The sequence below is a fragment of the Anaerosacchariphilus polymeriproducens genome (genome assembly GCF_003363435.1).
Lineage (GTDB): Bacteria > Bacillota > Clostridia > Lachnospirales > Lachnospiraceae > Anaerosacchariphilus > Anaerosacchariphilus polymeriproducens.
Map to the genome: position 1 here is coordinate 70,134 of NZ_QRCT01000012.1, position 25,489 is coordinate 95,622.

General features: G+C 34.4%; 22 protein-coding genes and 5 tRNA genes. 19 read left to right on the plus strand and 8 right to left on the minus strand.

The features are described 5' to 3' along the window. Positions 1–60 precede the first annotated feature (60 nt). Genes DWV06_RS03115 through DWV06_RS03125 form a run of 3 tightly spaced genes read right to left on the minus strand, consistent with a single transcriptional unit; the run spans position 61 to position 3,107 of the window. The gene (locus tag DWV06_RS03115; RefSeq protein WP_115480712.1) at positions 61–1,866 is read right to left on the minus strand and encodes an FUSC family protein; all 1,806 of its coding nucleotides are present in this window, start codon (positions 1,864–1,866) and stop codon (positions 61–63) included. Continuing rightward, positions 1,838–2,737, minus strand: coding sequence for an ABC transporter ATP-binding protein (locus tag DWV06_RS03120; RefSeq protein WP_115480713.1), 900 nt, complete (start codon positions 2,735–2,737; stop codon positions 1,838–1,840). Before DWV06_RS03120 ends, DWV06_RS03115 begins: the two co-directional genes overlap by 29 nt. After that, entirely contained in the window at positions 2,721–3,107 is a 387-nt protein-coding gene (locus DWV06_RS03125; protein ID WP_193725991.1) for a GntR family transcriptional regulator, read from the minus strand. The genes DWV06_RS03120 and DWV06_RS03125 overlap by 17 nt, the downstream gene beginning before the upstream one ends. A gap of 170 nt (positions 3,108–3,277) precedes the next feature. On the opposite strand from DWV06_RS03125, the gene DWV06_RS03130 reads away from it, so the two are divergent. From DWV06_RS03130 to DWV06_RS03220, 19 genes are all read left to right on the plus strand, one after another. Further along, complete coding sequence (locus DWV06_RS03130; RefSeq protein ID WP_162300558.1) at positions 3,278–4,270, plus strand: CotS family spore coat protein; 993 nt, start codon at positions 3,278–3,280, stop codon at positions 4,268–4,270. A 158-nt stretch (positions 4,271–4,428) separates the two neighbouring features. Next, positions 4,429–5,880 carry a PEGA domain-containing protein gene (locus DWV06_RS03135; RefSeq protein WP_147289829.1) on the plus strand — a complete coding sequence of 484 codons (1,452 nt, stop codon included), beginning with the start codon at positions 4,429–4,431 and terminating at the stop codon, positions 5,878–5,880. 10 nt (positions 5,881–5,890) lie between these two features. Further along, the gene (locus DWV06_RS03140; RefSeq protein ID WP_115480716.1) at positions 5,891–7,624 is read left to right on the plus strand and encodes a phospho-sugar mutase; all 1,734 of its coding nucleotides are present in this window, start codon (positions 5,891–5,893) and stop codon (positions 7,622–7,624) included. A gap of 14 nt (positions 7,625–7,638) precedes the next feature. Next, positions 7,639–8,322, plus strand: coding sequence for a MazG family protein (locus DWV06_RS03145; RefSeq protein WP_115480717.1), 684 nt, complete (start codon positions 7,639–7,641; stop codon positions 8,320–8,322). A gap of 166 nt (positions 8,323–8,488) precedes the next feature. Then, positions 8,489–8,764 (plus strand): HU family DNA-binding protein, encoded by a 276-nt coding sequence (locus DWV06_RS03150; RefSeq protein ID WP_115480718.1) that lies wholly within the window; start codon positions 8,489–8,491, stop codon positions 8,762–8,764. Positions 8,765–8,911: 147 nt separating this feature from the next. Continuing rightward, positions 8,912–9,151: an RNA-binding S4 domain-containing protein gene (locus DWV06_RS03155; RefSeq protein ID WP_115480719.1), complete on the plus strand. Its 240-nt coding sequence runs from the start codon at positions 8,912–8,914 to the stop codon at positions 9,149–9,151. A 105-nt stretch (positions 9,152–9,256) separates the two neighbouring features. Continuing rightward, positions 9,257–9,541, plus strand: coding sequence for a sporulation protein YabP (gene yabP, locus DWV06_RS03160; protein WP_115480720.1), 285 nt, complete (start codon positions 9,257–9,259; stop codon positions 9,539–9,541). A gap of 3 nt (positions 9,542–9,544) precedes the next feature. Then, the gene (gene yabQ, locus DWV06_RS03165) at positions 9,545–9,985 is read left to right on the plus strand and encodes a spore cortex biosynthesis protein YabQ (RefSeq protein ID WP_115480721.1); all 441 of its coding nucleotides are present in this window, start codon (positions 9,545–9,547) and stop codon (positions 9,983–9,985) included. Between the two features lie 41 nt (positions 9,986–10,026). Beyond that, positions 10,027–10,347, plus strand: coding sequence for a septum formation initiator family protein (locus DWV06_RS03170; protein ID WP_115480722.1), 321 nt, complete (start codon positions 10,027–10,029; stop codon positions 10,345–10,347). A gap of 189 nt (positions 10,348–10,536) precedes the next feature. Then, positions 10,537–12,378: a SpoIIE family protein phosphatase gene (locus tag DWV06_RS03175; RefSeq protein ID WP_115480723.1), complete on the plus strand. Its 1,842-nt coding sequence runs from the start codon at positions 10,537–10,539 to the stop codon at positions 12,376–12,378. A gap of 117 nt (positions 12,379–12,495) precedes the next feature. Next, the gene (gene tilS / locus DWV06_RS03180; protein WP_115480724.1) at positions 12,496–13,923 is read left to right on the plus strand and encodes a tRNA lysidine(34) synthetase TilS; all 1,428 of its coding nucleotides are present in this window, start codon (positions 12,496–12,498) and stop codon (positions 13,921–13,923) included. Then, positions 13,907–14,431, plus strand: coding sequence for a hypoxanthine phosphoribosyltransferase (hpt, locus tag DWV06_RS03185; protein WP_115480725.1), 525 nt, complete (start codon positions 13,907–13,909; stop codon positions 14,429–14,431). Before tilS ends, hpt begins: the two co-directional genes overlap by 17 nt. 18 nt (positions 14,432–14,449) lie before the next feature. Then, on the plus strand, positions 14,450–16,273 hold the full coding sequence (gene ftsH, locus DWV06_RS03190; RefSeq protein ID WP_115480726.1) for an ATP-dependent zinc metalloprotease FtsH: 1,824 nt from the start codon (positions 14,450–14,452) through the stop codon (positions 16,271–16,273). Between the two features lie 335 nt (positions 16,274–16,608). Beyond that, a complete protein-coding gene (locus tag DWV06_RS03195) occupies positions 16,609–18,729 on the plus strand; it encodes a glycoside hydrolase family 13 protein (protein ID WP_115480727.1) in 2,121 nt (706 codons plus the stop codon). Positions 18,730–18,877: 148 nt separating this feature from the next. After that, positions 18,878–18,959, plus strand: a tRNA-Tyr gene (locus DWV06_RS03200). A gap of 19 nt (positions 18,960–18,978) precedes the next feature. After that, positions 18,979–19,064: transfer RNA gene (locus DWV06_RS03205), tRNA-Leu, on the plus strand. 74 nt (positions 19,065–19,138) lie between these two features. Next, positions 19,139–19,211 (plus strand) — tRNA-Phe (locus DWV06_RS03210). Positions 19,212–19,235: 24 nt separating this feature from the next. Beyond that, a tRNA-Gly gene (locus DWV06_RS03215) sits at positions 19,236–19,306 on the plus strand. 169 nt (positions 19,307–19,475) lie between these two features. Then, positions 19,476–19,547: transfer RNA gene (locus DWV06_RS03220), tRNA-Gly, on the plus strand. Positions 19,548–20,083: 536 nt separating this feature from the next. Here the strand turns inward: DWV06_RS03220 and DWV06_RS03230 are convergent. The 5 genes from DWV06_RS03230 to DWV06_RS03250 form a co-directional block, all read right to left on the minus strand. Continuing rightward, positions 20,084–21,667: a carbohydrate-binding domain-containing protein gene (locus tag DWV06_RS03230; protein WP_115480728.1), complete on the minus strand. Its 1,584-nt coding sequence runs from the start codon at positions 21,665–21,667 to the stop codon at positions 20,084–20,086. Positions 21,668–21,733: 66 nt separating this feature from the next. Beyond that, positions 21,734–22,399, minus strand: a complete 666-nt coding sequence (locus DWV06_RS03235) for a DUF4956 domain-containing protein (protein WP_115480729.1) — start codon at positions 22,397–22,399, stop codon at positions 21,734–21,736. Next, complete coding sequence (locus DWV06_RS03240; protein WP_115480730.1) at positions 22,392–23,105, minus strand: polyphosphate polymerase domain-containing protein; 714 nt, start codon at positions 23,103–23,105, stop codon at positions 22,392–22,394. The genes DWV06_RS03235 and DWV06_RS03240 overlap by 8 nt, the downstream gene beginning before the upstream one ends. A gap of 295 nt (positions 23,106–23,400) precedes the next feature. Then, positions 23,401–24,684 carry a sensor histidine kinase gene (locus tag DWV06_RS03245; protein ID WP_115480731.1) on the minus strand — a complete coding sequence of 428 codons (1,284 nt, stop codon included), beginning with the start codon at positions 24,682–24,684 and terminating at the stop codon, positions 23,401–23,403. Continuing rightward, positions 24,681–25,355 carry a response regulator transcription factor gene (locus DWV06_RS03250; RefSeq protein WP_115480732.1) on the minus strand — a complete coding sequence of 225 codons (675 nt, stop codon included), beginning with the start codon at positions 25,353–25,355 and terminating at the stop codon, positions 24,681–24,683. The genes DWV06_RS03245 and DWV06_RS03250 overlap by 4 nt, the downstream gene beginning before the upstream one ends. Positions 25,356–25,489 lie beyond the last annotated feature (134 nt).

Sequence of the window (25,489 nt, forward strand, 5' to 3'; positions counted from 1 at the left end):
CGTTTAAGCCAGGCGGTGTATTTATACGGAAGGGGTTTATCCACCGTTTAATATCTATAATTAATTATAATCTGTATATGGTCTCAAATCATCAACAGATTTAAGATAACCGGTATCTACTAAAGCTTTTAAAGTATGTTTCGCATTATATGGAATTGTAAATGTGTTATTATAATAATTTTCTGATACACTTTCATCAAACTCAACCCAAATAGAACAGGAAGAAAGAGAGGATTCTTTATTCGTAGAATCGTAATTATTTTTTATAATTCCATCTTGTATATCTTTTATGATAGCATTGTATACAATAAGTGCATCTTTACCTGTAATAGAATGTGTTTTTACTTGTTGTTTTGTATTAAGATAATCAAGGTTGATTGCATCTAATTGTTTTGGACTTTGAATAGGTGGAAAGTTGGTAGCGATTATTTGTTCTGGTCTGTTAATAAATTTATCTATTTTACTATAGACAGAATTTTCCTCATAGTTCATATTTGGATCGACCATAAAACTATAATGACGAGATACTTTCTTTCCGTTTTTCAATTCATAAGTAAATGAGATATTGCTATTATAGGTAATTTCAGATTCTATGAATGCCTTTTTAGAATCCTTTATTATTTTATCTTTGTTTTCTATTATTGATTTATGAATATCTATAATATCTCGTGGATTTTCTGATTTATTAAATATATTACCATGTTCATAATTTATGTCATAAGAAACGGAAGAAATATCTTCGGCTTTCGGTATCCAAGAAGCAATTCCAAATATATCACTATTAATAAAAAACATGAAAGCGACAATAATGACAGAGTAACATATCCAGCCTCGAAATCCTTCCTTTATTACTCGGAAACTTTTTAATAAAATCATTTTTGCAATAAAATACCCAAAGAATCCGCCGATAAACATACAAATGACTAAAGGTATAATTGACTCATGTTCACTGCCTGAATTGAGTACCTTTAAGATAAAGAGAGAAAAACATATGGAAAAACAAAATGTAAATCCATAAAGGAAAATAGGTTTTACCCATTTAATACAAACATAGTCTCCTGCAGTTTCCAAGTTTCTTTTTTTATAAATAAAGAGAGAAATTAGAATTAGTACAACAGCAGCTATTGCATATATCCAAAGAAAATTCCAGTGGGTTTTATAGACTCCTGGCGAAGGATTTTCTATAAGCAAACGATTAAGAATATAATAACCCGGCGAAAACATATCTGTTTTTGTGCTGCCAATATTACTATAACCATATAAGAGGCCTGAGAATAGAAGCCCGACAATTGATTCTACGCTTACAGTCAAAAAGTTTAATATCATATAAAATATAGGCAATGCTAAAATATTTCCGGTAAACATTGCACAGAAAACAGCAAAAGAATAAAAGAAAATACTCATAAGTACAGTTGCTCCCAGCCAATGAGTCAAAACAGTCAAGTCAAGGCAATGAAAGAGAGAACCAATAATCATAATAAGAAAGAAAGTTAAAACTAAAGGAATTAATAAAAAACATAATCCTGAAAATAAATTAGAGAAAAATAGTTGTTCTCGGTTAACCGGAAGTGCATGATACATATTGCAGCTTCGACTCTGAAATAAATAGGAAAAAGTAATCATTGCAATTATAATAGCCGCTAAAACAATCAAAATAGAAAATGTGCCTTTTAGTACAATACCTTTAAAAGTGTCTGATAAGTCTATAGCGTTTCCCTGAGCAATTTTAATATTACTTAATCGATTATACAAAATAGTTGGAAGACTGATACACCAAAGTAATGTATAAGCAATTAATATCGGATAATATCTGGAAAAGTTATTTTTAATAATTGCACTATGGTAAAAGGATTTCTTTAACTTCATAATGTTCCCCTCCTAACTCATAAATAAAGATTTCTTCTAATGATAAAGGAATTGCATCTGCAAATACAGGTGAAACCGTAGAAATAAGTTTCTGGGCGATAGCAGGATTCCCTTTCACAATTAACGTATGGATACGACCGCTGATAGTACGGTTCAGAACTTCAAGTCCTTCGGGAATCTTCGGTTCTCCCTCATAAACCACTTGTAATTTTGTTATATTCCCTTGTAGTTCAGATAAAGAACGTTCCAAAAGAACTTTACCTTTGTTCATAATTCCAACATAATCGCAGATATCTTCCAGCTCTCGTAAGTTATGAGAAGATACCAGTACGGTAATTCCGTATTCTGCAACATCTGACATCAAAAGACTCCAAACCTGTCGTCTCATTACAGGATCCAGACCATCTACCGGTTCGTCTAAAACAATGATTTCAGGGTGTAAGCAGGTTAGAAGCCAGAAGCCGACCTGTTTTTGCATTCCTTTTGATAATTGGCGGATTGGACGTTTGGGGTTGATGGATTCAAAAACCTCTTTTAATTTATTGAAACGCGCCATATCAAATTTGGGGTAGATATTTTTGTAGAATTTCATCATATCTAAAATACTGGCTTGTGGAAAAAAGTAAATATCATCTGGAATATATCCTAATTTTTCTTTCACTTTCAGATTTTCAAAAATAGGTTCCCCATCAATTAAGACTTCATTTGATTTACTATGATATATTCCTGCAATATGTCGGATTATTGTAGATTTTCCAGCGCCATTGGCTCCGACCAAACCATAAATGCTTCCTTTTTGTACATGAAGACTGGCATTATCCAGCGCACAAAATTTATCGAAATATTTTGTAAGGTTATTCACCTGTATCATGTTGTTCGCTCCTTTCAGATAATTCATTAATTTTATGAATTAAATTAACTTTTTTTTCCCCCAAGTATAAAAGTTTTAACGTAACTTGTTCAAATTGTTTCATTAAGTCTGTGTGGAAATGTATGCTGAAGTCTGCTTTAGGAGCGGCAAAAGTGCCTTTCCCGGCGATCGTATATATATAACCTTCAGCTTCCAATTCTCGATACGCTCTTTGAATTGTATTGGGATTAATGGCTAGACTTGAAGCAAATTCCCGTACAGACGGAAGTTTCTCATTTTCTTTAATCGAACGTGTAATAATTAATTTTCGAAGTTCCTCCTTAACCTGTTCATAAATTGGTCGAGAATCCCGGTAATTAATTTGTATCATGGAATCACTCTCCTTACCTATTGCAATGCTCTTGTATTAAGTGTATTAATAGTAATAGTACAGTTATTATATTGTTTTGGAACGTGAATGTCAATATCAAAATTATAAAAAGTAATAATCATACTTCCATTCTGATTCACATATGATAGAAAGACATAGGAGGGGTTGCTGTGAATGATAGAGGAATCAGCGTATTGGAACAATATCCATTAAAAGTGTTTCAAACATATCGTGGCCGGGGAGCAATCATATGTGAGACGGATCAGGGCCTCAAACTTTTGAAGGAATATCAAGGTTCCAAACCAAAAGGAAAATTTATACACGAACTTTTACAGAATTTAAAACAGGAAGGCAACATATGGGTGGATGATTTCGTAGAAAATAAAGAAGGTGAAATTTTTTCTATACATCGAGATGACACAGTTTATGTTTTAAAAGATTGGTTCCCAGGGAGGGAATGTGATGTAAAAAGTTCAGGAGACATATTAGCTGCTTCAAGACAGCTGGCATATTTACATAATAGTATTAATCAATGCAAAATAGAAATCCCGGAATTTATGCAAACAGAAGAAAGTGAATTTTTAGATGAGTGTATCAGGCATCAAAGGGAGTTAAAGCGAGTTAGGAATTTTATCAGGGAAAGAAATCGGAAAACGGAATTTGAATTATTTTTTCTTAAAAGCTTTGAAGAATTATATCAAAGGGGAGAAGAGGTCATTTCTACATTATCAATAAGAAAACAAAATAACGAATTGAGTAATGCATCTGTCTTGAGAATATGTCATGGGGAATGTAACCAGCATAATTTCTGGTTTTGTGATAATCAAATTGTGATCACGAACTTTGATAGATGCATGATTGATTATCAAAGTGTGGATTTATACCACTTTATGAGAAAAATATTAGAAAAATACAATTGGAATTATGAATTAGGTACAGCTATTTTATCAGCATATCAAAAAGAGAGAAAACTGGAAGAAGAAGAAAAGGAAAATTTATATTTTCGATTTTATTACCCGGAAAAATTTTGGAAGGTAGCGAACCATTACTTTAATAGCAGGAAAGTCTGGGTCTCGGAACGAAGTATAGAAAAACTTCGTGGTGTACTGCTTCAAAATGATGCGGTATTAGGGTTTTTAAACCAAATGATACAAAAAATGTAAAAATTTTTTATGAAGGTTTCCTTTTTAAAAGAAATATTATATAATTGAATAGGTTGTTGAAAGAAAGTAGAACGGTGAGGTCACAGCCTCACCGTTGTTACGTCAGATGATAGAGTATATAAATTTAGAGAGACCAAAAGAAGAATTGAGGTGATCGTTTGAATAAGGATAAGTGTTACATGGTTCTTCGCATTTTATTACTAAGCATGTTATTCGTTATTTCAGGCTGCGGGAATTACTCAGATAATAATATTTCGAAAGATACGAAAGAAGCGCAGCAAGATGAAAGTGAAACAAAAGATGAAGATATATCCGATTATTATATCGTTATCAGTAAAAGTGAAACGGATAAGGTGATCACATTAAGTTCGGTAACGACCGGTCAGGAAGAGATCTTCCTTTATTCCGGCACAACGGATATTAAGGATAAATATAATGAAGCACTAAGCATGGAGCAGATTAATATTGGAGAAGTTATTACAATTGCTTATGAACGGGAAGATGATAAGAATTACAAGCTGACTGATATTAAGATACCGAAAGAGATATGGACTTATGATGAGGTAAGTGAAATTCAAGTGGACGAATTAAAACAGATGATAACAATAGGAAACAAGAAGTATCGGTATGGAGAAAATCTTCTTGTGTTATCGAATGGAGAAACAATAAAATTGAATGAGATCAATGATTTAGATATTATGTCCATAAAAGGGAATGGTAAATATGTATATTCTATAATCGTATCTCAAGGACATGGTTATATTCGCTTGAAAAATGATGATACTTATCTAGGGGGATGGATTGATGCCGGAGGTAAAGTGATTCAAGTCATTACAGACAAAATGTTATTGACAGTTCCGGAAGGCAGTCAAAAATTGACCGTAACAAAAGACGGGAAGTCTGCAAGTACTGATATTACCATAAAAAGAGATGAACAATTAGTGGTTGATATCGAAAGTATGCAGGATTCTATTACTGAAACAGGTAGAATTAATTTTAAAGTAACACCCAAGAAAGCCGTTTTGACGATTAATGGGAAAAAGACTGATTACAGTGAAGTTGTAGAACTTCCTTACGGTGCGTATTCTCTTATATTAAAGGCAAACGGTTATGAAACACTTTCTAAGAAGTTGGTAGTACAGAGTTCTTTTGCAACAATCGAATTAGATTTAAATAAGAAAGAAGAAGAATCAAATGACTCGAATGGAGCCGCATCAGGTGATTCAGGAACAGGCTCAGGAACTGCGAATACTACAAATAATTCCAATCCTACACAAGGCAGCCAAAATGCGGGTAGAAGCAATAATCCCACAAATTCGGAAAATGCAGAGCAACCAAACAATACATCAAATTCTGAGGAAGCTAAGGAGACTTCTTACAAAATATATATTCATGGTCCGGAAGACGCAGAAGTATATTTTGATGGAGTATATAAAGGAATCATTCCGGTGATTATGGAAAAAACGACGGGAAGCCATACGTTTTCAATAAGAAAAAGTGGGTATATCACGAAAAGTTATACGGTCGCCATTACGGACGATAATGAAGATACAAATCTCGTATTTCCAAACTTAACGAAGGAAACTAATAATACTAAGGGGAACAGATAGGAGGATAATAATGGATTACAAAAAAGCATACGAGGAATGGAGAACAAATTCCTATTTTGATCAAGAAACAAAAAACGAGTTAGAGAGTATTAAAGAAGATGAGAATGAAATTAAAGAAAGATTTTATACTGACTTAGAGTTTGGCACAGCTGGACTGCGTGGTGTAATAGGTGCCGGAACAAATCGGATGAATATTTATACAGTCAGACGTGCAACACAGGGACTTGCGAATTATATTCATAATGTAAATGGTCAGTCTAGAGGAGTTGCAATCGCCTATGATTCACGCCGGATGTCTCCTGAATTTGCAGATGAAGCAGCATTGTGTCTGGCAGCAAATGGAATTAAGGCATATGTTTTTGAATCTTTAAGACCAACACCGGAATTGTCTTATGCAGTTAGAAAATTAAATTGTATTGCAGGCATTAATATTACGGCCAGTCATAATCCACCGGAATATAATGGGTATAAAGTATATTGGGAAGATGGTGCACAGATTACACCACCTCATGATAATGGAATTATGGATGAAGTTAAAAAAGTAGTTGATTTTAATACAGTGAAAACTATGGAAAAAGAAGCAGCCAAGGCAGCAGGATTATATCAAGTAATTGGCAGAGAAATCGATGATTCTTATATGGAGGAATTGAAAAGTAATGTAATCCACTGGGATGCGATTCAGGAATCAGGGAAGGATATAAAAATAGTTTACAGTCCCCTTCATGGGACAGGCAATATCCCTGCAAGACGGATAATGAAAGAAATAGGATTTGAAAATGTTCACGTTGTAAAAGAACAGGAGTTACCAGATGGAGAGTTTCCAACTGTCAGCTATCCAAATCCGGAATCGGAAGAAGCATTTGTATTAGGTGTGAAGTTGGCGAAAGAAATTGATGCAGATTTGGTATTGGCTACGGATCCTGATGCAGATCGTCTCGGAGTCAGGGTAAAAGACTCAAAGACAGGTGAGTATCATGAGCTGACAGGGAATATGAGTGGTTGTCTGCTTGCGGATTATGAAATAGGTCAAAGAAAAGCAGTCAAAGGGCTTCCTGATGATGGTGCACTAATAAAAACCATTGTTACTACTAATATGGCTGATGCTATAGCAAAGCATTATGGAGTGACTGTGATTGAAGTGCTGACAGGATTCAAATTTATTGGTCAAAAAATTCTGGGATTTGAACAGAAACAGAAAGGAACTTATTTGTTTGGATTTGAAGAGAGTTATGGTTGTCTGATTGGAACCCATGCCAGGGACAAAGATGCAATTGTAGCGACTATGGCTTTATGTGAGGCGGCAGCTTATTATAAGACACAAGGAAAAACATTATGGGATGCTATGCTTGCTATGTATGAGAAATATGGATACTATAAAGATGATATACAGTCAATTACTTTAAAAGGAATAGAGGGGCTAGAAAAAATAAGTGTAATCATGGAGCAGTTAAGAAATGAAACGCCAAAGGAAATTGGTGGTTATAGAGTTTTGGCTGCCAGAGACTATAAAAAGGAAGAAGTCAAAAATCTTGAGACAGGAGAGAAAACCAGTACAGGTCTGCCTGCTTCTAATGTTTTATATTATGAACTCACAGATGAAGCTTGGCTTTGCGTAAGACCTTCAGGCACAGAACCTAAAGTGAAATTTTATTATGGAATTAAAGGAACCTCTATAGATGATGCAGAACGGAAATCAAAAGCTTTGGGAGAGGAAGTTCTTGCAATGATTGAAAAAATGCTTTAAGAAGGTGACTGATAGTGAAAAAAAAATATTCTTTTGAAGAATTTCAAGATATTATGAAACAGTTAAGAAGTGAAGATGGATGCCCTTGGGATCGGGTACAGACACACGAAACTTTGAAACCTTGTATCATTGAAGAAGCAGCTGAAGTCAATGCTGCGATTCGTATTCTACAAAAAACAGGCGACAGTGAGAATCTGTGTGAAGAATTAGGTGATGTGCTGCTTCAGGTGGTTATGCATAGTCAAATTGCACAAGATGCAGGAGAGTTTACTCTGGATGATGTGATTTCTATGGTAAGTGAGAAAATGATCCGCCGGCATCCTCATGTATTTGGACAAGTTATAGCAGAAAGCACTGATCAAGTATTAAATAATTGGGAAGAAATAAAAAAACAGGAAAAAAAGGAACAAAGTTGGATTACATCAGAATTAAGGGATATTCCGGTAGAATTTCCTGCATTAGTTCGTGGACAGAAGGTGCTTAAAAAAGCCGCGGGTACTTATAAAGTTAATAAAGCTTTAGAAGAATCTGTTAATAACATAAAGGAAAAAGCAAAAGTCTTAAAAAATTCTGAAGAAGTGGAGGCGGCGATTGGAGAAATTTTAATGGAAATTGCCAATATTGCACAGCTTTCAAAACTGAATGCAGAGATGATATTGCGGGATAAAATTGATGATTTTATAGAAAAATACGAATAGAATGTAAAAAATACTTTTATGACCCTTGTTTTTCTTTTGAATTGGAAGGAAATGCTTAAAATTCCTTGACAAACCTTGAAAAAACATATATAAATATGGGTGTAGGTAATCAAGAGAAAAATAGAAATATTTTTTAAGAAAGAAATTATTAGAGGAGGAATTACCCATGAACAAAGCAGAATTAGTAGCAGCTATTGCTGAACAATCAGAATTATCCAAGAAGGATGCAGAAAAAGCCTTGAAAGCGTTCACAGATGTTGTTGCTGAAGAGTTAAAAAAAGGAGAAAAAATTCAATTAGTTGGATTCGGTACATTCGAAGTTTCAGAAAGAGCTGAAAGAACAGGCAGAAATCCTCAAACAGGAAAAGAAATGACAATTCCAGCTTCTAAAGCACCAAAGTTTAAAGCAGGTAAAGCTCTTAAAGATATGATTAATGCATAATTATTTTTAATAGTGATAATGACCCCAAAGACTGTTGGATATTTCAGCAGTCTTTTTTATCTAATAAGGAGTATATAAATTTCTTATTAGATAAGAGAGGGCATAAGAATATTTATTTTGTATGTTAGGTACAGAAAGAAGGACATTATGAGGTTAGATAAATTTTTAAAGATATCCAGGTTAATTAAAAGAAGAACTGTAGCGAATGAAGCTTGTGATGCAGGACGTGTTATGGTTAATGGAAAAGTAGCAAAAGCTTCTGTAAATGTTAAGCAAGGGGATATTATTGAAATTCATTTTGGTACCAAAACTGTTAAAGTTGAGGTCCTTGACATACAGGAAACGATGAGAAAAGAAGAAGCAAAAGAACTTTACAGGTATTTATAGTTATTTTATGAATAGATTTAACAACTCTCTAATATATTTTATAAGGGACAATAGGTATATTATTTCGTCCCGTTTCATATCAGAATGTAAAATAGGAGGGTTCGTATGGAGGAAAGGTTAAGTCAAAAGTCACATAAATTAGTACTTAACAATCGTAAAAGCAGTAATATCACAGGAGTATCTGATGTAATATCATTTGATTTAAATGTAGTTTTACTTGAAACAGAACAAGGTATATTGACAATTAAAGGAAATGACTTACATGTAAACAGATTAACATTAGAAAAGGGTGAGATAGATATTACAGGAAGAGTAGATAGTTTTACTTATTCGGATGCCAATGGATATGGAAAAAAGGAAGAATCTTTTTTCGGAAGGCTATTCAAATAAAAAATGAGCCAGGGTATTCTCAAGGAAACCGTTTTTTTTCTGCATACCATTGGTGCAGGAGCATTTCTAATGTTTTTATATGATATACTTAGAATTATCAGGCGGTTAATGAAACATGAGAAATATTGGGTAGCATTTGAAGATATTGTTTATTGGTGTGTTTGCGGAGTGTTAATGTTTATATTAATTTTCCGTGAAAATAATGGTATTATACGTGGGTTTGCCATCGGTGGGATAATAGGAGGCATGATATTATATCATGAAACGGTTAGTAGTTATTTTGTACAAGGAGCATCTTTTTTATTAGGCAAGATATTACAATTTATTTTAAAGATATTTAAGATAATACTTAATCCTTTTAGAAAAATGGCGAAAAAAATCTATAAATTATTAGAAAAATTAAAAAATAAGTTGAAAAATTTATTCAAAAGAGGTAAAATATGACTATGTTAACTCTAAAATAAAAAAGAAATGAAGGTGAAAGCATGGCATTAAAAAGCCGTAATCGAAAATATAAACGTAGAAGAAGTTCCAATCGTTTTGGCATGCTTTCTATTACAGTAGTGGTTCTATTGTTGTTATTTGTGATAACTGTTAAAAGTATTAAACTGCATCAACAGAATAAAGATTACAGTGCTAAAGAAGAATATCTTTTAGCTAAAATAGATGAAGAATCAGATCGTAAGAAAGATTTAAAAGAACAAGAGGAATATTCGAAAACGAAAAAGTACATTGAAGATATTGCGAAATCTAAATTAGGTCTGGTATATGAGAATGAGATTATTTTTAAATCTGAAAATGAATAATGTGACCATAATGGGGCGTAAAGGATGATTAGTATCATAAAATCCTTTACGCCCCTTGAAATGTCAGGAAGCTTCAAAAGCAAAATATTCTGTCTAAAACTTTTTTAAAAATCAAAGCAATGTTTGACAAAGATTTTAAGTTGTTCGCTCTATAATAGCCATTACCGAAAAAAATGGAGGATAGAGAGAATGAAAAAAGGAAGTAGAAAAAAATTAATAATTTGTTTGATAGGAGGAATCATAGGAAATATTCCTGTGGCAGGATGTTATCCGTTGGGGCTTGCTTATTTTATTGCAGTTTATATGGAACAAATTAACCGAAGTATGATTTTACCAATTACTTTATTGGGAATGTCAATATGTTTGCAGCCGATTGAGGTGATTAAATACGGACTGTGTATGATAGTGACAATGATATTGGTAGGCCTGATTGAGGAAATTGATAAGACATGCAGTCGTTTTGTAGGTGCAGCCATTGGAGGCATCAGTATTAGCGTTTTAGCTTTTGCAGGTAATTTATTGCAAGAAAATCCTATTTTTCCGACCAGAGGTATTTTAGAAGGAATTTTCGTATTCTGTTTTGCAATTTTATTAGGAAGACTATTGCAATGGGTCGTATTTTCAAAGCAGGAAAATATGTTAGAGCTATTATCGGAAAATCAAAATAGAGAAAAGCTGAGAAGATATGCAGATTCCTATTTTAAGTTATCCAAAACGATATCTACAGAAGCAAAGTATAAACAAAGACTTACAAATGATGATATACATGTTATGTTCGAGGAACTTGCAGGAAAAGTGTGCCATAATTGCAATCAATGTGCTTTGTGCTGGGAAAAAAATTATCAAAGTACATATCAAAGGACCTTTGAACTATTAGAGCAGTTAGAACAATACGGAAGGGGGTGCAAAGAAAAGCTGAAACTGAAGTTAGGGGAATATTGTATTTGTCAGGATGTATTCATTGAGGAGGCGATTAGGATCTTTGAGCAGGCAAAACTTAATATGTCATGGTATAACCGATTAATAGAAAATAGGGAAATTATTGCAAAGCAACTAAGCGAAACAGCTGAAATGATGCTCTATTGCTCTAGAGGAAATAAAGATATTACTCAGCAGGAAAATCTTTTAGTGCAGCAAATAAAGAGACGGTTAGCTAGTAGATATATACAGGTAAAAGAAATTTCTATTATGGAAACAGATCAAAAAAGAAGAGAGATACATTTGACTGCATCGTCCAAAAGGGGAATCTGTATCCCGGTCAAAGATATTGCAGATGAAATATCAGATATTTGTCAGCTGGGACTGGTACCTTCCCTTAATAGTAAAACGATTTTAAATAAAACTTACACAGCTTTTGTTTTTGAGGAGGAACCTAAATATTATGTAGTACAGGGAGTAGCAAGGCGAGTTAAGGACGGAGAGCAGATTTCCGGAGATAATTTTTCTTTTATAGATGTCAGATTAGGTGAGAGTGTTATGAGTCTTTCGGATGGGATGGGTTCCGGAACCAGAGCATGTAAAGAAAGTGAAACGGTAATTGAGCTGTTAGAAAAGTTATTAGATGCAGGATTCGAAAAAGAAACTGCAATACAGATGATTAATTCTGCTATGGTATTACAAGGTGATGATGGATCTTTTTCAACAGTAGATTTGAGTGCTGTTAATCTTTACAGTGGTGTGTGTGAATTTCTTAAGATTGGTGCTTCAACAACATTTATCAGACGAAGAAACTGTGTGGAAGCAATACAGTCAACGAACCTTCCGATAGGAATTTTTCATCAGATCGAGGTAGAGAAAACTTTAAAAAAACTATATGGGGGAGAATATATTATTATGGTTTCGGATGGAGTCATTGAGGCAATACCAAGAAAAGAAAGAGAAATGGTAATGAAAGATATCATAGTTAACTCAAATGCGAACCACCCGAAGGAAATAGCAGAAATGATGATCGAGCAAGTTCTGGAATATTCAGAACAAAAAATTTTGGATGATATGACTGTACTCGTATGCGGTATTTGGGAAAAGGTATAATTTTTCTTGATTTTTCCATAAAAATTCAATATTATAATTAGAAAAAGTATTTTTTTGCGTAAATATCTAGTTCAAAAGAGGAATCTGGTAGTAGCATTAAAAAGATATGGAGAATATATGGTTAATAAAGTAGTCGATTATATGAAAAAATGGAATATGATAGAAGAAGGAGATGTTATTATCACAGGTGTATCCGGTGGAGCAGATTCCGTTTGTCTTCTTCATATTCTAAATAAACTTCAAAAAGATGATTCATTTTCTATTATAGTAGTTCATATTGAGCATGGTATACGAGGTTTGGAAAGCGAATTAGATGCTCAATTTGTAGAAAACTTGGCGATGGAATATAATCTTAAATACAGGCAATACTCCTATGAAGTAAGGAAGATAGCAAAAGAGCATCGCATATCCGAAGAAGAGGCGGGACGGAAAGTTCGTTATGAAGCATTTATGAATGCTTTGCATGAGTTTAAAGCAAATAAAATCGCAGTTGCTCATAATCAACAGGATAATGCGGAAACCATGTTAATGAATTTGTTTCGGGGCAGCGGACTTCAAGGCCTGGGAGGGATTCTTCCGGTGCGGGATCAGATTATTCGCCCATTACTTTGTTTAAGCAGAAAGGAAATTGAAAATTATCTAAAAAGTGAAGGAGTCCTTTATCGGACAGATAAAACGAATCTTTTAGAAGATTATACTAGAAATAAAGTAAGGAATCGAATCTTGCCATATATAACACAAGAAATAAATTTGAGGGCTGTCGAGCATATGGCTCAAACAGCCGACCAAATGCGAGAAGTATACCAGTATGTGGAAGAACAGGCGCAGATTGCGTTTCATAATTGTGTACAATTGAAAGAGGGGATTGTAGAGATTCCTATCGATTTATTTCATAAAGAAAATAATTTAATTCAGAAACAAATGATACGATTGGCAATACAATATCTTATACAACAGTTAAAAGATATATCTTCAGTGCATATTAACAGTATATATGAGCTGACGTTAAAATCAGTTAATAAAATAGTAGATTTACCATATTCATTAGTAGCGCAAAGATCTTATAAAAGTATAATAATTATGCATAAACAGAATCTAAGAAAAGAAAAAGTCAAAAAATCAGAAGAGTTAAATATTATAATTCAAGTCCCTGGGACATATCAAATAGAAGATGATGAAATAGAGATTGAATTTTCTTTAATAAAAGAAAAAAATTTGAAAAAAAATCTAATAATTCCAGAAAAAACATATACCAAATGGTTAGACTGTGATAGAATAAATAGTGCTTTGCAAATACGTCATCGCCAACCAGGTGATTATTTAATGATAAATGAGAAGTTTGGAAAAAAGAAATTGAAAGATTATTTTATTGAACAGAAAATTCCAAGAGAAGACAGAGAAAACATCGTATTGTTGGCGGATGGTTCTCATATATTGTGGATTATAGGTTATAGAATTAGTGAGTATTATAAAGTTACAAATACTACAAAAAATATATTGAAAGTACAAGTGAATGGAGGCAATATACATGAGCGAAGAAGTTAGAGTTTTATTATCTGAAGAGGAAGTGAAGATTAGGATAGAAGAGATTGGAGCTCAGATCAGCAAAGATTATGAAGGGAAAACGGTTCATCTGATTTGTATTTTAAAAGGGGGAGTTTTCTTTATGTGCGATTTGGCCAAAACAGTTTCTGTTCCCGTATCATTTGATTTTATGTCTGTATCAAGTTACGGTAATGGTACGGATTCGAGCGGAATCGTAAAAATAGTAAAAGATTTGGATGATTCAATTGAAGGGAAAGAAGTTCTTATTGTAGAAGATATTATAGATACAGGAAGAACATTAAATTATCTTATTGGAATTTTAGAAAAGAGGAATCCAAAGAGTATTCGGTTATGTACATTATTAGACAAACCGGAGCGTCGTGTTGTGGATGTGAAAGTTGATTATATTGGATTTAGCGTTCCAGATAAGTTTGTAGTAGGATATGGTTTGGACTATGAACAGAAATATAGAAATTTATCCTACATAGGGGTAGTAGAGAAAATATAAAACTGGAGGTATCTTAAATTGAATAAAAGATTTAGAGGATTTGGCTTCTATCTCGTTCTATTATTGTTAGTGGCACTTGCAGTGTATGTATTGTCACAACAGTCATTGAATAAGAATGCATATACCTATGCAGATTTTATAGAATCATTGAGTGAAAACGATATAGAATCAGTTGAGGTTAGTCAAAATTCAGCAGTTCCAACCGGAGTATTAAAAGTCAAAATAAAATCATCCGATCAAGAAAAGAAATTAAATGTATCGGATGTCAATGCGGTTCAAGAGCTGTTAAGAGATGAAAAATATGATGATGTGAAAGTTTATGTTAACAATGTAGAAAAAGAAGATGTTCTTTTTTCGATTATTGTACCGGTTGTCTTGATCATTGGAGGAATGTTCCTTCTGTTTATGATTATGAATAGTCAGGCTTCGGGAGGCGGTTCCGGAAATAAAGTGATGAATTTTGGTAAAAGCAGAGCCAAAATGATGGATAGTTCTCATAAAAGTGTTACGTTTAAAGATGTTGCCGGATTGGATGAAGAAAAAGAAGAGTTAGAAGAATTAGTGGACTTCTTAAAGGAACCCAGGAAGTATACCAAACTTGGTGCAAGGATACCAAAAGGTGTTATACTGGTTGGACCGCCGGGAACCGGTAAGACAATGCTTGCTAAAGCAGTGGCCGGAGAGGCAGGAGTACCATTTTTCAGTATTTCAGGTTCAGACTTTGTTGAGATGTTTGTCGGTGTTGGAGCATCTCGTGTAAGGGATTTGTTTGCAGAAGCGAAAAAAAATTCACCATGTATTATTTTTATCGATGAAATTGATGCTGTTGCACGTCGTAGAGGAACCGGTATGGGCGGTGGCCATGATGAAAGAGAACAGACATTGAACCAGTTATTAGTAGAGATGGATGGTTTTGGTGTAAATGAAGGAATTATCGTTATGGCGGCAACCAACCGTGTAGATATTTTAGATCCTGCAATTTTACGTCCCGGACGTTTTGACAGAAAAGTAGGAGTCGGAAGACCGGATATTAAAGGCCGTGAAGAAATTCTTAAAGTACATTCCCAAGGAAAGCCTTTAGGAGATGATGTTGATCTGGCACAAATTGCGCAGACAACATCAGGTTTTACAGGAGCAGATTTGGAAAACTTGTTAAATGAAGCAGCTATATATGCTGCGAAAGGTGACAGAGCCTATATTATCCAAGAAGATATTAACCGTTCATTTATTAAGATAGGGATTGGTTCGGAAAAGAAGAGCCGGGTTATTTCTGAGAAAGAGAAGCGGATCACGGCTTATCATGAGGCAGGTCACGCGATATTATTCCACTTACTTCCGGATGTGGGACCTGTATATACCGTATCTATCATACCTACCGGTATGGGTGCGGCAGGTTATACAATGCCGTTACCGGAAAAGGATGAAATGTTTAATACGAAGGGTCGTATGCTTCAGGATATCGTCGTTTCCTTAGGCGGACGTGTTGCAGAAGAACTTATTTTTGACGATATCACTACAGGTGCTTCACAAGATATCAAGCATGCTACAGGAATAGCAAAAGCTATGGTTACCAAATATGGAATGTCAGATCAGGTAGGATTAATTAATTATGATAATGACAGCGATGAAGTTTTTATTGGAAGAGATCTGGCTCATACAAGAGGTTACGGAGAAAATGTAGCAAGTGTTATTGATAAAGAAGTAAAAGTAATCATTGATCAATGTTATGAGAAAGCAAGAACGATTGTACGAGAAAATGAAAATATTTTACACAGATGCGCTGAGCTATTATTACAAAAAGAGAAAATAGGTAGAGAAGAGTTTGAAGCCTTATTTTTGTAAAATCTGCAGACGTATTTTGGTTGAGTAAAAGAACGGGATTGTGCAATACTAACAAAAACAATATAGTAAATATGCTAAATTTGTGCACACTTATTCTGTGCATAATGCTATAATTACTATTGTAAAACCCCCCAATACATTATATAGTTTTTGCTACACCCCATAAGAAAGAAATACCTTCTCCTAAAAAGACAGCAGATCGAAAGGCTGTCTTTTTTACTTTATAAGAATTTATGTTATGAAATAAATAGGTTGTTCCCTTTATATAAAACTTGATTTGGGTTATAATTAATAGAAACAACAAACTAGGAATAAACAGGACAGAGGGCGATATTATGAATTATCAATCATTTAGAGAGATAGAAATTAAAACATCATATATTATGAATGTCAGAATGCCATTGAACAAAAAGGCCATGTTCAGCGATGGGACATCAGAATATCGTAATCCGGAGGAACCGGAATGTTTTGAACATGTTGTTATAAAATTTAGAACAGCTAAGAATAACGTAGATCGTGTATGGATTGTTTGTGAAGGCGAACTGGTTCTAATGAAAAAGGCGGCTTCTCATGGTCTGTTTGATTATTATGAAGGAGCTCTTCAATTGACGGATCAGGTAGTTAGTTATTACTTTCAGATAGAATCCGGGAGTATGATTTGCTTTTATGATAGCAGAGGTGTAGTTATTGAGCCCACAGAACATTATTATTTTAGAATAGCACCAGGTTTTTCTGTGCCGAAATGGGCGAAAGGAGCTGTGATGTATCAAATTTTCACAGACCGTTTCTATAATGGAGATAAGTCTAATGATGTAGAGACCAGAGAATATGAATACATTGCAGATGGAACAATAAAGGTCGAGGACTGGAACAAGCCGCCTGCAATTATGGGAGTCCGTGAATTTTACGGAGGAGATTTGCAGGGGGTTTTAGATAAACTTGATTATTTGCAGGATTTAGGGATTGAAGCGATTTATTTTAATCCATTATTTGTATCACCGTCGAACCATAAATATGATATTCAAGATTATGATTATATAGATCCTCATTTTGGGAAAATAGTTAGTGATGGCGGAGATGTTCTGGAATACTGGGATAAAGAGAACAGACATGCAAGTAAATATATACAAAGAGTAACCAATAAAGCTAATTTGGAAGCTAGTAATCAATTATTTATAGAATTAGTCAATGAAGCTCATAAAAGAGGAATTAAGGTAATATTGGATGGTGTCTTCAATCATTGTGGTTCTTTTAATAAATGGCTGGATAGAGAGCGTATCTATGAAGGACAAGAAGGATATGAAAAGGGCGCATATATATCTGAGGATAGCCCTTACCGAAGTTTTTTTCGATTTCATGAACCAAACAATTGGCCTTATAATTGGAGTTATGATGGTTGGTGGGGACATGATACGTTACCTAAATTAAATTATGAAGAATCGGATGAGCTTTGTAAATATATTTTAGATATTGCTGCCAAATGGGTATCACCTCCATTTAATGCAGATGGCTGGAGACTTGATGTAGCTGCAGATTTAGGAATGACACAGGAATATAATCATTATTTTTGGCAGGAATTTCGAAGAGTAGTGAAAGAAAGTAATCCTCAGGCTATAATTTTGGCAGAACATTATGGAGATCCTTCCTCGTGGCTGCAGGGTGACCAATGGGATACGATTATGAACTACGATGCTTTTATGGAACCGTTGACTTGGTTTTTGACAGGGATGGAAAAGCATAGTGATGAATTCAGAGGAGATTTATTAGGAAATATACATCACTTTAAGGGTGCTATGCAATACCATATGAATAATATGATGGCGCCTTCACTTCATTGTTCCATGAATGAGATATCGAATCATGATCATTCCAGATTTTTAACGCGTACGAATCGTATTGTAGGAAGAGTGGGTTCATTAGGTTCAGATGCGGCTAGTGAAAATGTTGAGAAGTCTGTTTTGAAAGAAGCAGTTGTTATCCAGATGACTTGGCCTGGAGCTCCGACTATTTACTACGGAGATGAAGCCGGTGTTTGTGGATTTACGGATCCGGACAATCGCCGTACATACCCGTGGGGTCAGGAGGATTTGGAACTTATTGATTTTCATAAGGCAATGATTGCGATTCGACGTAAACATTCAGCTTTACGTAATGGTTCTTTCATGTTTTTGAAAGAAGATTATAATTTATTAGTCTATGGAAGATTTAATCGAATTGAACAGTTGGTGATAGCTGTTAATAATAATGACTACCAAATTTGTGTGGAAGTGGATGTCTGGCCGATTGGAATACCAGAAGAACCGGAAGTTATTATGCAGCAGATAATGCAGACGGACCAGTTTGGATATTCTAATGAGTCTATTGATGTCTTGGTACAAAGTGGAAAAGTAATTTTGGATTTAGACGAAAAGACAGCAGTAGTGTTGTATAGAAACAATGATAATATTTTGATTTAACAAATTATATTACCGTTCACGCTTCGGACAATGGGGCAATGTTGTAAAGAGGTAGTGAGTGGTAATAATTTTAATAAAAATACAAATTTGGACTTGCGTTCTAAGTAGAATTATGGTATAACTATATATTGTCAGGACAAAATGACATGGATGGGTTCCCGAGTGGCCAAAGGGGGCAGACTGTAAATCTGTTGGCATCGCCTTCGAAGGTTCGAATCCTTCTCCATCCATTTAAGTATCGCATCACTAGCCGGCGTGGCGGAACTGGCAGACGCACAGGACTTAAAATCCTGCGGGACTAATCTCCCGTACCGGTTCGATTCCGGTCGCCGGCATCGAATACATATTTTGTTAGTATTCTTGCTTGATAATAAATTGTGTATCTTTTATTTCTGAATTTTAGAAATAAGCCCAGATAGCTCAGTTGGTAGAGCAGAGGACTGAAAATCCTCGTGTCGCTGGTTCGATTCCGGCTCTGGGCATTGCCGAATAAGGCAAAATCATATGCGGGTGTAGTTCAATGGTAGAACACTAGCCTTCCAAGCTAGATACGTGGGTTCGATTCCCATCACCCGCTTGCATTGAGCACTTAACGAGGTATTTGCGAGTTTAGTGCGAAAGCACGCTTGGACACTTAGCGAAAACGAGCAAGGCGAAGTTTGAGGTTAGTGACCATAGTGTTACCCCGAAAGAGCACTTAACGAGGTATTTTCGAGTTTGGTGTTAGGTGGAATTTCATATGATATGCGCGAGTGGCTCAGCGGTGGAGCACCTCCTTGCCAAGGAGGGGGTCGCGGGTTCGATTCCCGTCTCGCGCTTTTTGATTATCGCTCAAACCTAGATTTTATAAGGGTTTGAGCGATTTTGCTTTTCGAAAAATTCAAGTATACTTGAGTACACTTTTAAGTTCGTTAACTTTTTAGGTCATAAGGTTAATTTAAGTTGTTTTAATGATTATTTGTATGTGAAGCAGAGATAAATTTTAAGCTACAAAGCAGGTATCATGCTTGCAGGTGCCAGTATATATTTTCCAAGGAAGGCATGACTATCAAACATCTTATGTAGTTGCAAAGGACTTTTTAACGGCACTAAAGGCGCCCATAAAAGGTTTTTACACATTTGAAAATTCTGCACACAGCCCTTGCTTTGAAGAGCCTAAAAAAATGTGCAATATTTTACGCATTGATGTTTTGCAAAATCAAGTAAGTTTATCTGACAAGATGCAAAATTTGCGGAGCTAACTCTTTTGTGTATCTTGCATTTTTTACTTTCTTATCTACTTTCATGGCTATATGGAGTTAGTTTACCGTCAGTCACAGATGTATGACTGACGGTTTTTTAATTTTATACTATCTTAATTCGAACTTCCAGAATCTGTTGTCTCAGAATTACCTGTTCCGCCCATATCTGGTGCTTGACCGCCATCTTGGAACTTCTTCATTCCTCTACCACCTTGGTCACCACCATGTCCACCAACGGATTGTTCTCCGCCACTGGTAATCACAGAAGAAAGAGTTATTTCTTCACTTTGAGAGCCGCTTGTTAAAGTATAGGTTGCATCTTTTTTGAGGTCTGGAGTACTGATTACGATAGATTGATACTGTTTTGTTGGTGTATAGGAATATATTTTGTTTCCATCTGCATCCGTTAAGCTCACTTCGGTACCTGCTTCGCTAACAGAAGAGAAGTTATAAAGGATAGAATATTGTGTAGAAGTATCAGAAAATCCTTGCGCCATTCCAGCACTTCCAGCAACTAATATGGTTCCTCCACTGATATCTGCAGTTCCATTATAATCAAAACCTGCATTACCGGAATTAGTAGGTCCATTTACAATCGTAGTACCACCAGATATTATTACGGAACCATTACTATCAATACCATCTCCAGAAGCATCTATGGTTATTGTTCCACCTGAGATAGAAAGGTAAACATTGGTATCATTTTCAAAGGTACCGCCGCCTTTTCCTCCAAAATCACCATCGCCTTTGCTTTCGCTAGTTGCATTAATTCCATCGTCATTAGCAACGATATCAATGGTACCATTTTCGATTAAGATAGCAGTTCCTTCAATCCCTTCTTGAGAGTTTTTGATATTGATTGTTCCATCACAAATATATACATACCCTTTTGTAGAATCATCTCCATTTTTAGATTGAATTCCATCTCCATCGGTTACAGATATGGTTATAGTACCATCTTTCACTTTAACGGCATCTTTTCCATTTAAGCCGTCTTTAACAGCAGTGATATTATAAGTACCGCTTGTAATAATAAGATCATCTTTTGATGCGATACCGTGTTTGTAATTACCAGTTATATTAAGTGTACCATTACCGTTAAGAGTTAAATCTGCCTTACTAAAGATTACCCCATCTACAGAGGTATCATCTGTTTGTACGTACTCAGAACCATCCGTTAGGCTATTATCAGTATTCTCGGCTAATGTGATAAATACTTTGTCTGCAGTTTTTACGTAGATTGGTGCATAATCTGATGAGGTGATAGTTACCCCGTTTAGCACGATCTGTATCTTTGCAGTATCATCTGCGTCTACTATAATATTTCCATCATTTAAAGTACCACTAATTACATAAGTACCTTCCTTTGTAATAGTAAGTGTGTTTTGAGCTATTGTTAAACCACTTTCGCTATCTGCTTCTATGCTGCTGTCATTTAATGTTATGTGAACAGCGTTACTGTCATCATAACTTGAATCTAAGTCCCTATCTGAGAATTCTTTATCTATCACTACTTGGGATGTAGAGAGTGACATCGCAGTAGCCGTTGTAGACGTCGTCGATGAAGATGTGCTTGAGTCTGTTACTGAGTTAGTAGAGCTTGTAGTAGTTCCGCTGGATTGTTTAGAGCCACATCCAGTTAATAAAGTAGCTATTATTGTAGTAATTATTACATATTTTTTCCATTGTATTCTCATATTAATACCTCATTTCTTTCTATGCTTATGAAAAATGATTCATAGTTTAATTTATATCTCTTTCATTTAGAGTTCTATATTTTCAAAACTGATTTTCCCACAAGTAATTTCTAAGTTACCATTTCTGCAACGAAGGGCATCAATAAATGCCTTTTCATTTTCAGGATTTCTTAATTGTATGTGATATTCTAGTTTATAAAGGCTTCCCATATTAGCTGTTTTAACACTTATTAATTCATTTTTGGTTGTATGTTTTTCAAATAAATCATTAAAGATTCCATTGTAATTTAATCCTTCTGGAATTGTAATCTTTAGTTCTTTGCTTTTTTGTTTGGGCTCACCGAATTTGGTTGTATTATATAATACATTAAATAGTTCAAATATTATGACGAAGATAACTGCTGCAACAATATATCCGGTTCCGGTTGCAAGACCAATTGTCATAGCTAAAAAGATACTGCTGATTTCTTTGGCATTACCAGGGATAGAACGGAAACGAACTAAACTAAATGCGCCCATAACTGCAACTCCAGTGCCAAGATTACCGTTAACGAGCATAATTACCATCTGTACAATTGCAGGCATTAAGGCAATGGTAATGATAAAACCTTTACTGCTGTTATTAAAACGGCTATGCAGCCAGGCAATTCCAGCTCCTAGTATTAGGGATGCAACAATACATATTAAAAATGTTTCCATTGAAAATGTAGTAGTTAAGATTGAATTAAGCATATTTAATTTCTCCTTTCGTTATCATTTCTTTGTATCCATTACCATATTTTGAAAAAGAAGTAGGATATATTTCTAATTCACTTAAGATATAGGAGAGCCAAATAGGCATTGCTCCGGGTATTTTTATCTCCATTAATCTTTGTCGTTCTTTTAGTAATGGCTTACCCCATATACCGGACTCCAGATATAGATCCTCTTCTCTATAGAGGATGTTACTATCAAAGGTTAATCTTAATTCTGGGTCTTCGGTTCCATACATGGCAGTACGGTTATAAGATATATACATGGAAGGTTCAAGATTTTTATAAAACTTCAGAAACCAATCAATCTCTTTTGTAATCTGTGTTTCCTTCTTTACAGGTTTATAGTTATATAAATAATCCTCAGCACTTGCTAAATCCATTTGTTCTCGACGTTTGTAAACAACTCCTTTGTATTTTTTCTTTAGTTCAATATAGACATTATCTTCAAGTGTTGGGATTCCATAACTTCTTAGCCTTAACTTTTCTTTGTAGATAGGCTTTTCTAGAGAGCTGCGAATAAGAAGACGATTTGGCGTATCAAAATATATATTACATATTGTTATATCACCATAATTATCTATCTTAAGTTGATTTTTGGTTTTTTCTTTGAGCTTAAAATATTGTTTGTCATTTAATAAATACTTTTTTTCATAACGTTTAAATGTGCCTTGATATGCATTCATTATAATTCCTCCTAAGTGTTTTCGGTTGTTATCTTATGAGTATATTGTAATAGGAAGACTTTAAATGAACTTAAAATTTTACCTTAAATTAACTTTAAAGTCACAGGATTTATACTTGGTAATGGTTGATTTGTTAATAGGTAATATAGATGTGTTGATCATATAATCAAAGAAAAATGATTTAGAAGATAAAATATACTAAAAAAATAGGTCAAAAGTCTTTTTCGTGTATGATGTTGTTATAAACACTCAATACACTAAATTTAGACTTTTAACCTATATATTAAGACTAATTCTATAAAATAACGGTAAATCTTATAGATTTTCCATCATTACTATTAATTGTAATCTTCCCATGGTGAGCCTCTACAATAGATTTTGCTATGGACAGACCGATACCATACCCCCCAGTTTCTCTTGATCTCGAGGAATCAGAACGATAAAAACGATCAAAGAGTTTATCTAAGTTATTCGCATCTATAGAATCTGTGGTATTGTAGACTTCGAGTTTAATTCCTTTTTTTGCTTGAGATAGAGAGATTTTAATCGTACCACCATCATTGGAATATTTGATAGCATTATCAGCCAGGGTGGATATTAATTGTTGGATACTGCTCTCATCCCCGTGAAGCTTTAGATCAGGTTTTATATCCATTACGAATTCCTTATTTTGCATATCTGCCATGGTAGCAAAAGGGCCAGCAGTTTCAGCAACAGTTCTGGAAATGTAAAAGGTATTGAATACCAGCTGAATATTGCCTTCATCCATTTTTGATAACATTAGCATATTTTTAACTAGTTTATCTAAGCGAGTTGTTTGATTACGAACACTAGTAATCCATTCGTTAGAGCCATGCATTAGTTCTAAAACATCAGCATTAGCGGATATAATTGCAATTGGAGTTTTGATCTCATGTCCTGCATCTGTGATAAACTGTTTTTGTTTATCCGTACTTTCAATGATTGGTTTAATTGCTTTTTTAGAGAATACGGACACTAATATAAATACAAGTAAGAGTGTGCCAGTTGCTACAACAAGGGTGATTAATAGTAGCGTTTCCGCGTTATCAATCTGCTCACCACAATCTAAAAATATTATCAGATACCCGGAAGAATCGGACTGTTTAACAATCTTATATTTATAGATACTAACAAAACCGGTTTCTTTTTCTGTGCTAAATACGGTTTCACCATAGCTAGTGGCATCATCAGCAGATACAGCTTTTATATGATCAACGTTATAACTGATAGCAGTACCATTTTCATCCACTGTTACTGTAAAATATCTTGTTCGAAAAGGCGTCTCTTCATTTATTTTAAATCCATAATTCATATTATTATCCATCTCGGAAGGCTTCTGGGGTTTTTCCAAATTATTTGGGTTTTCAGGAAAACCGGCTTTCTTCTTAGATGTTGGAAAATGTCCTTCGTTATCACATAATATTTGAAGTGTACCATTGATACTCTTAAACATTTGATACACGTTAATTCCGTTTATGGATATTACAATAATTACCATAACTAGTAATAATGAGCTCATGGTAATTATTATGAATTTTCTTTGTAATTTTTTTATCATTCGTATTCCTCCAATGTATAACCAATTCCTCTAACTGCTTTGATTTTTACATTAGCATCTAAAGATGAGAGCTTCTTACGCAAGTAGGAAATATATACCCAGACTACATTAATCTCAGCTTCTGCATCATAACCCCAGATTCGTTCCATAAATTGTTCCGTTGAGATTAATCGCTTGGGGTTCACCATAAGCATCTCTAGCAGCTGATATTCTTTATTACCAAGGTGTAAAGAAGTTTGTCCATTGGAAAGCTCATAATTCTCTTTGTTCAAACTGATATTACCAACTTCAATAAGATTTGGGGTAAATTCTGATTTTCTTCTTCCCATGGCACGTACTCTAGCTAGCAATTCTCCCATTGCAAATGGTTTACTAAGATAATCATCAGCTCCCATATCAAGCCCTTGAATACGGTCTTCTATCTCTGCTTTAGCCGTTAACATCAATATAGGTGTATGAATTTCTTTTTGTCTAAGCTTTTCTAATACCTCAAGGCCATTCATCTTTGGCATCATAATATCTAGAATAATAACATCATAATTCTCAGATAGACCATAATCGAGAGCATCCACACCATTATAAACAGGGTCTACTGAATAATTATTATGTTTTAAGATAGCTGCCAATGCATTAGATAACTCCTTTTCATCCTCAGCAAGTAAAATTCTCATCTTTTTTCCCAGCCTTTCTACATTTCTAAACAATAAAATAATAATCTTTCATCTAATATATTTCGTCGGTAAATCCGTTTCTTTTATCATATCTTATATATTTTGTAAATTCAAATCTGATGATGCAATTTAAC

Coding starts and splice junctions, on each gene's coding strand:
- DWV06_RS03115 (WP_115480712.1), bottom strand. CDS start 1,866: ATGAAGTTAAAGAAATCCTTTTACCATAGTGCAATTATTAAAAATAAC.
- DWV06_RS03120 (WP_115480713.1), bottom strand. CDS start 2,737: ATGATACAGGTGAATAACCTTACAAAATATTTCGATAAATTTTGTGCG.
- DWV06_RS03125 (WP_193725991.1), bottom strand. CDS start 3,107: ATGATACAAATTAATTACCGGGATTCTCGACCAATTTATGAACAGGTT.
- DWV06_RS03140 (WP_115480716.1), top strand. CDS start 5,891: ATGGATTACAAAAAAGCATACGAGGAATGGAGAACAAATTCCTATTTT.
- DWV06_RS03150 (WP_115480718.1), top strand. CDS start 8,489: ATGAACAAAGCAGAATTAGTAGCAGCTATTGCTGAACAATCAGAATTA.
- DWV06_RS03155 (WP_115480719.1), top strand. CDS start 8,912: ATGAGGTTAGATAAATTTTTAAAGATATCCAGGTTAATTAAAAGAAGA.
- yabP (WP_115480720.1), top strand. CDS start 9,257: ATGGAGGAAAGGTTAAGTCAAAAGTCACATAAATTAGTACTTAACAAT.
- yabQ (WP_115480721.1), top strand. CDS start 9,545: ATGAGCCAGGGTATTCTCAAGGAAACCGTTTTTTTTCTGCATACCATT.
- DWV06_RS03170 (WP_115480722.1), top strand. CDS start 10,027: ATGGCATTAAAAAGCCGTAATCGAAAATATAAACGTAGAAGAAGTTCC.
- DWV06_RS03175 (WP_115480723.1), top strand. CDS start 10,537: ATGAAAAAAGGAAGTAGAAAAAAATTAATAATTTGTTTGATAGGAGGA.
- tilS (WP_115480724.1), top strand. CDS start 12,496: ATGGTTAATAAAGTAGTCGATTATATGAAAAAATGGAATATGATAGAA.
- hpt (WP_115480725.1), top strand. CDS start 13,907: ATGAGCGAAGAAGTTAGAGTTTTATTATCTGAAGAGGAAGTGAAGATT.
- DWV06_RS03195 (WP_115480727.1), top strand. CDS start 16,609: ATGAATTATCAATCATTTAGAGAGATAGAAATTAAAACATCATATATT.
- DWV06_RS03230 (WP_115480728.1), bottom strand. CDS start 21,667: ATGAGAATACAATGGAAAAAATATGTAATAATTACTACAATAATAGCT.
- DWV06_RS03235 (WP_115480729.1), bottom strand. CDS start 22,399: ATGCTTAATTCAATCTTAACTACTACATTTTCAATGGAAACATTTTTA.
- DWV06_RS03240 (WP_115480730.1), bottom strand. CDS start 23,105: ATGAATGCATATCAAGGCACATTTAAACGTTATGAAAAAAAGTATTTA.
- DWV06_RS03245 (WP_115480731.1), bottom strand. CDS start 24,684: ATGATAAAAAAATTACAAAGAAAATTCATAATAATTACCATGAGCTCA.
- DWV06_RS03250 (WP_115480732.1), bottom strand. CDS start 25,355: ATGAGAATTTTACTTGCTGAGGATGAAAAGGAGTTATCTAATGCATTG.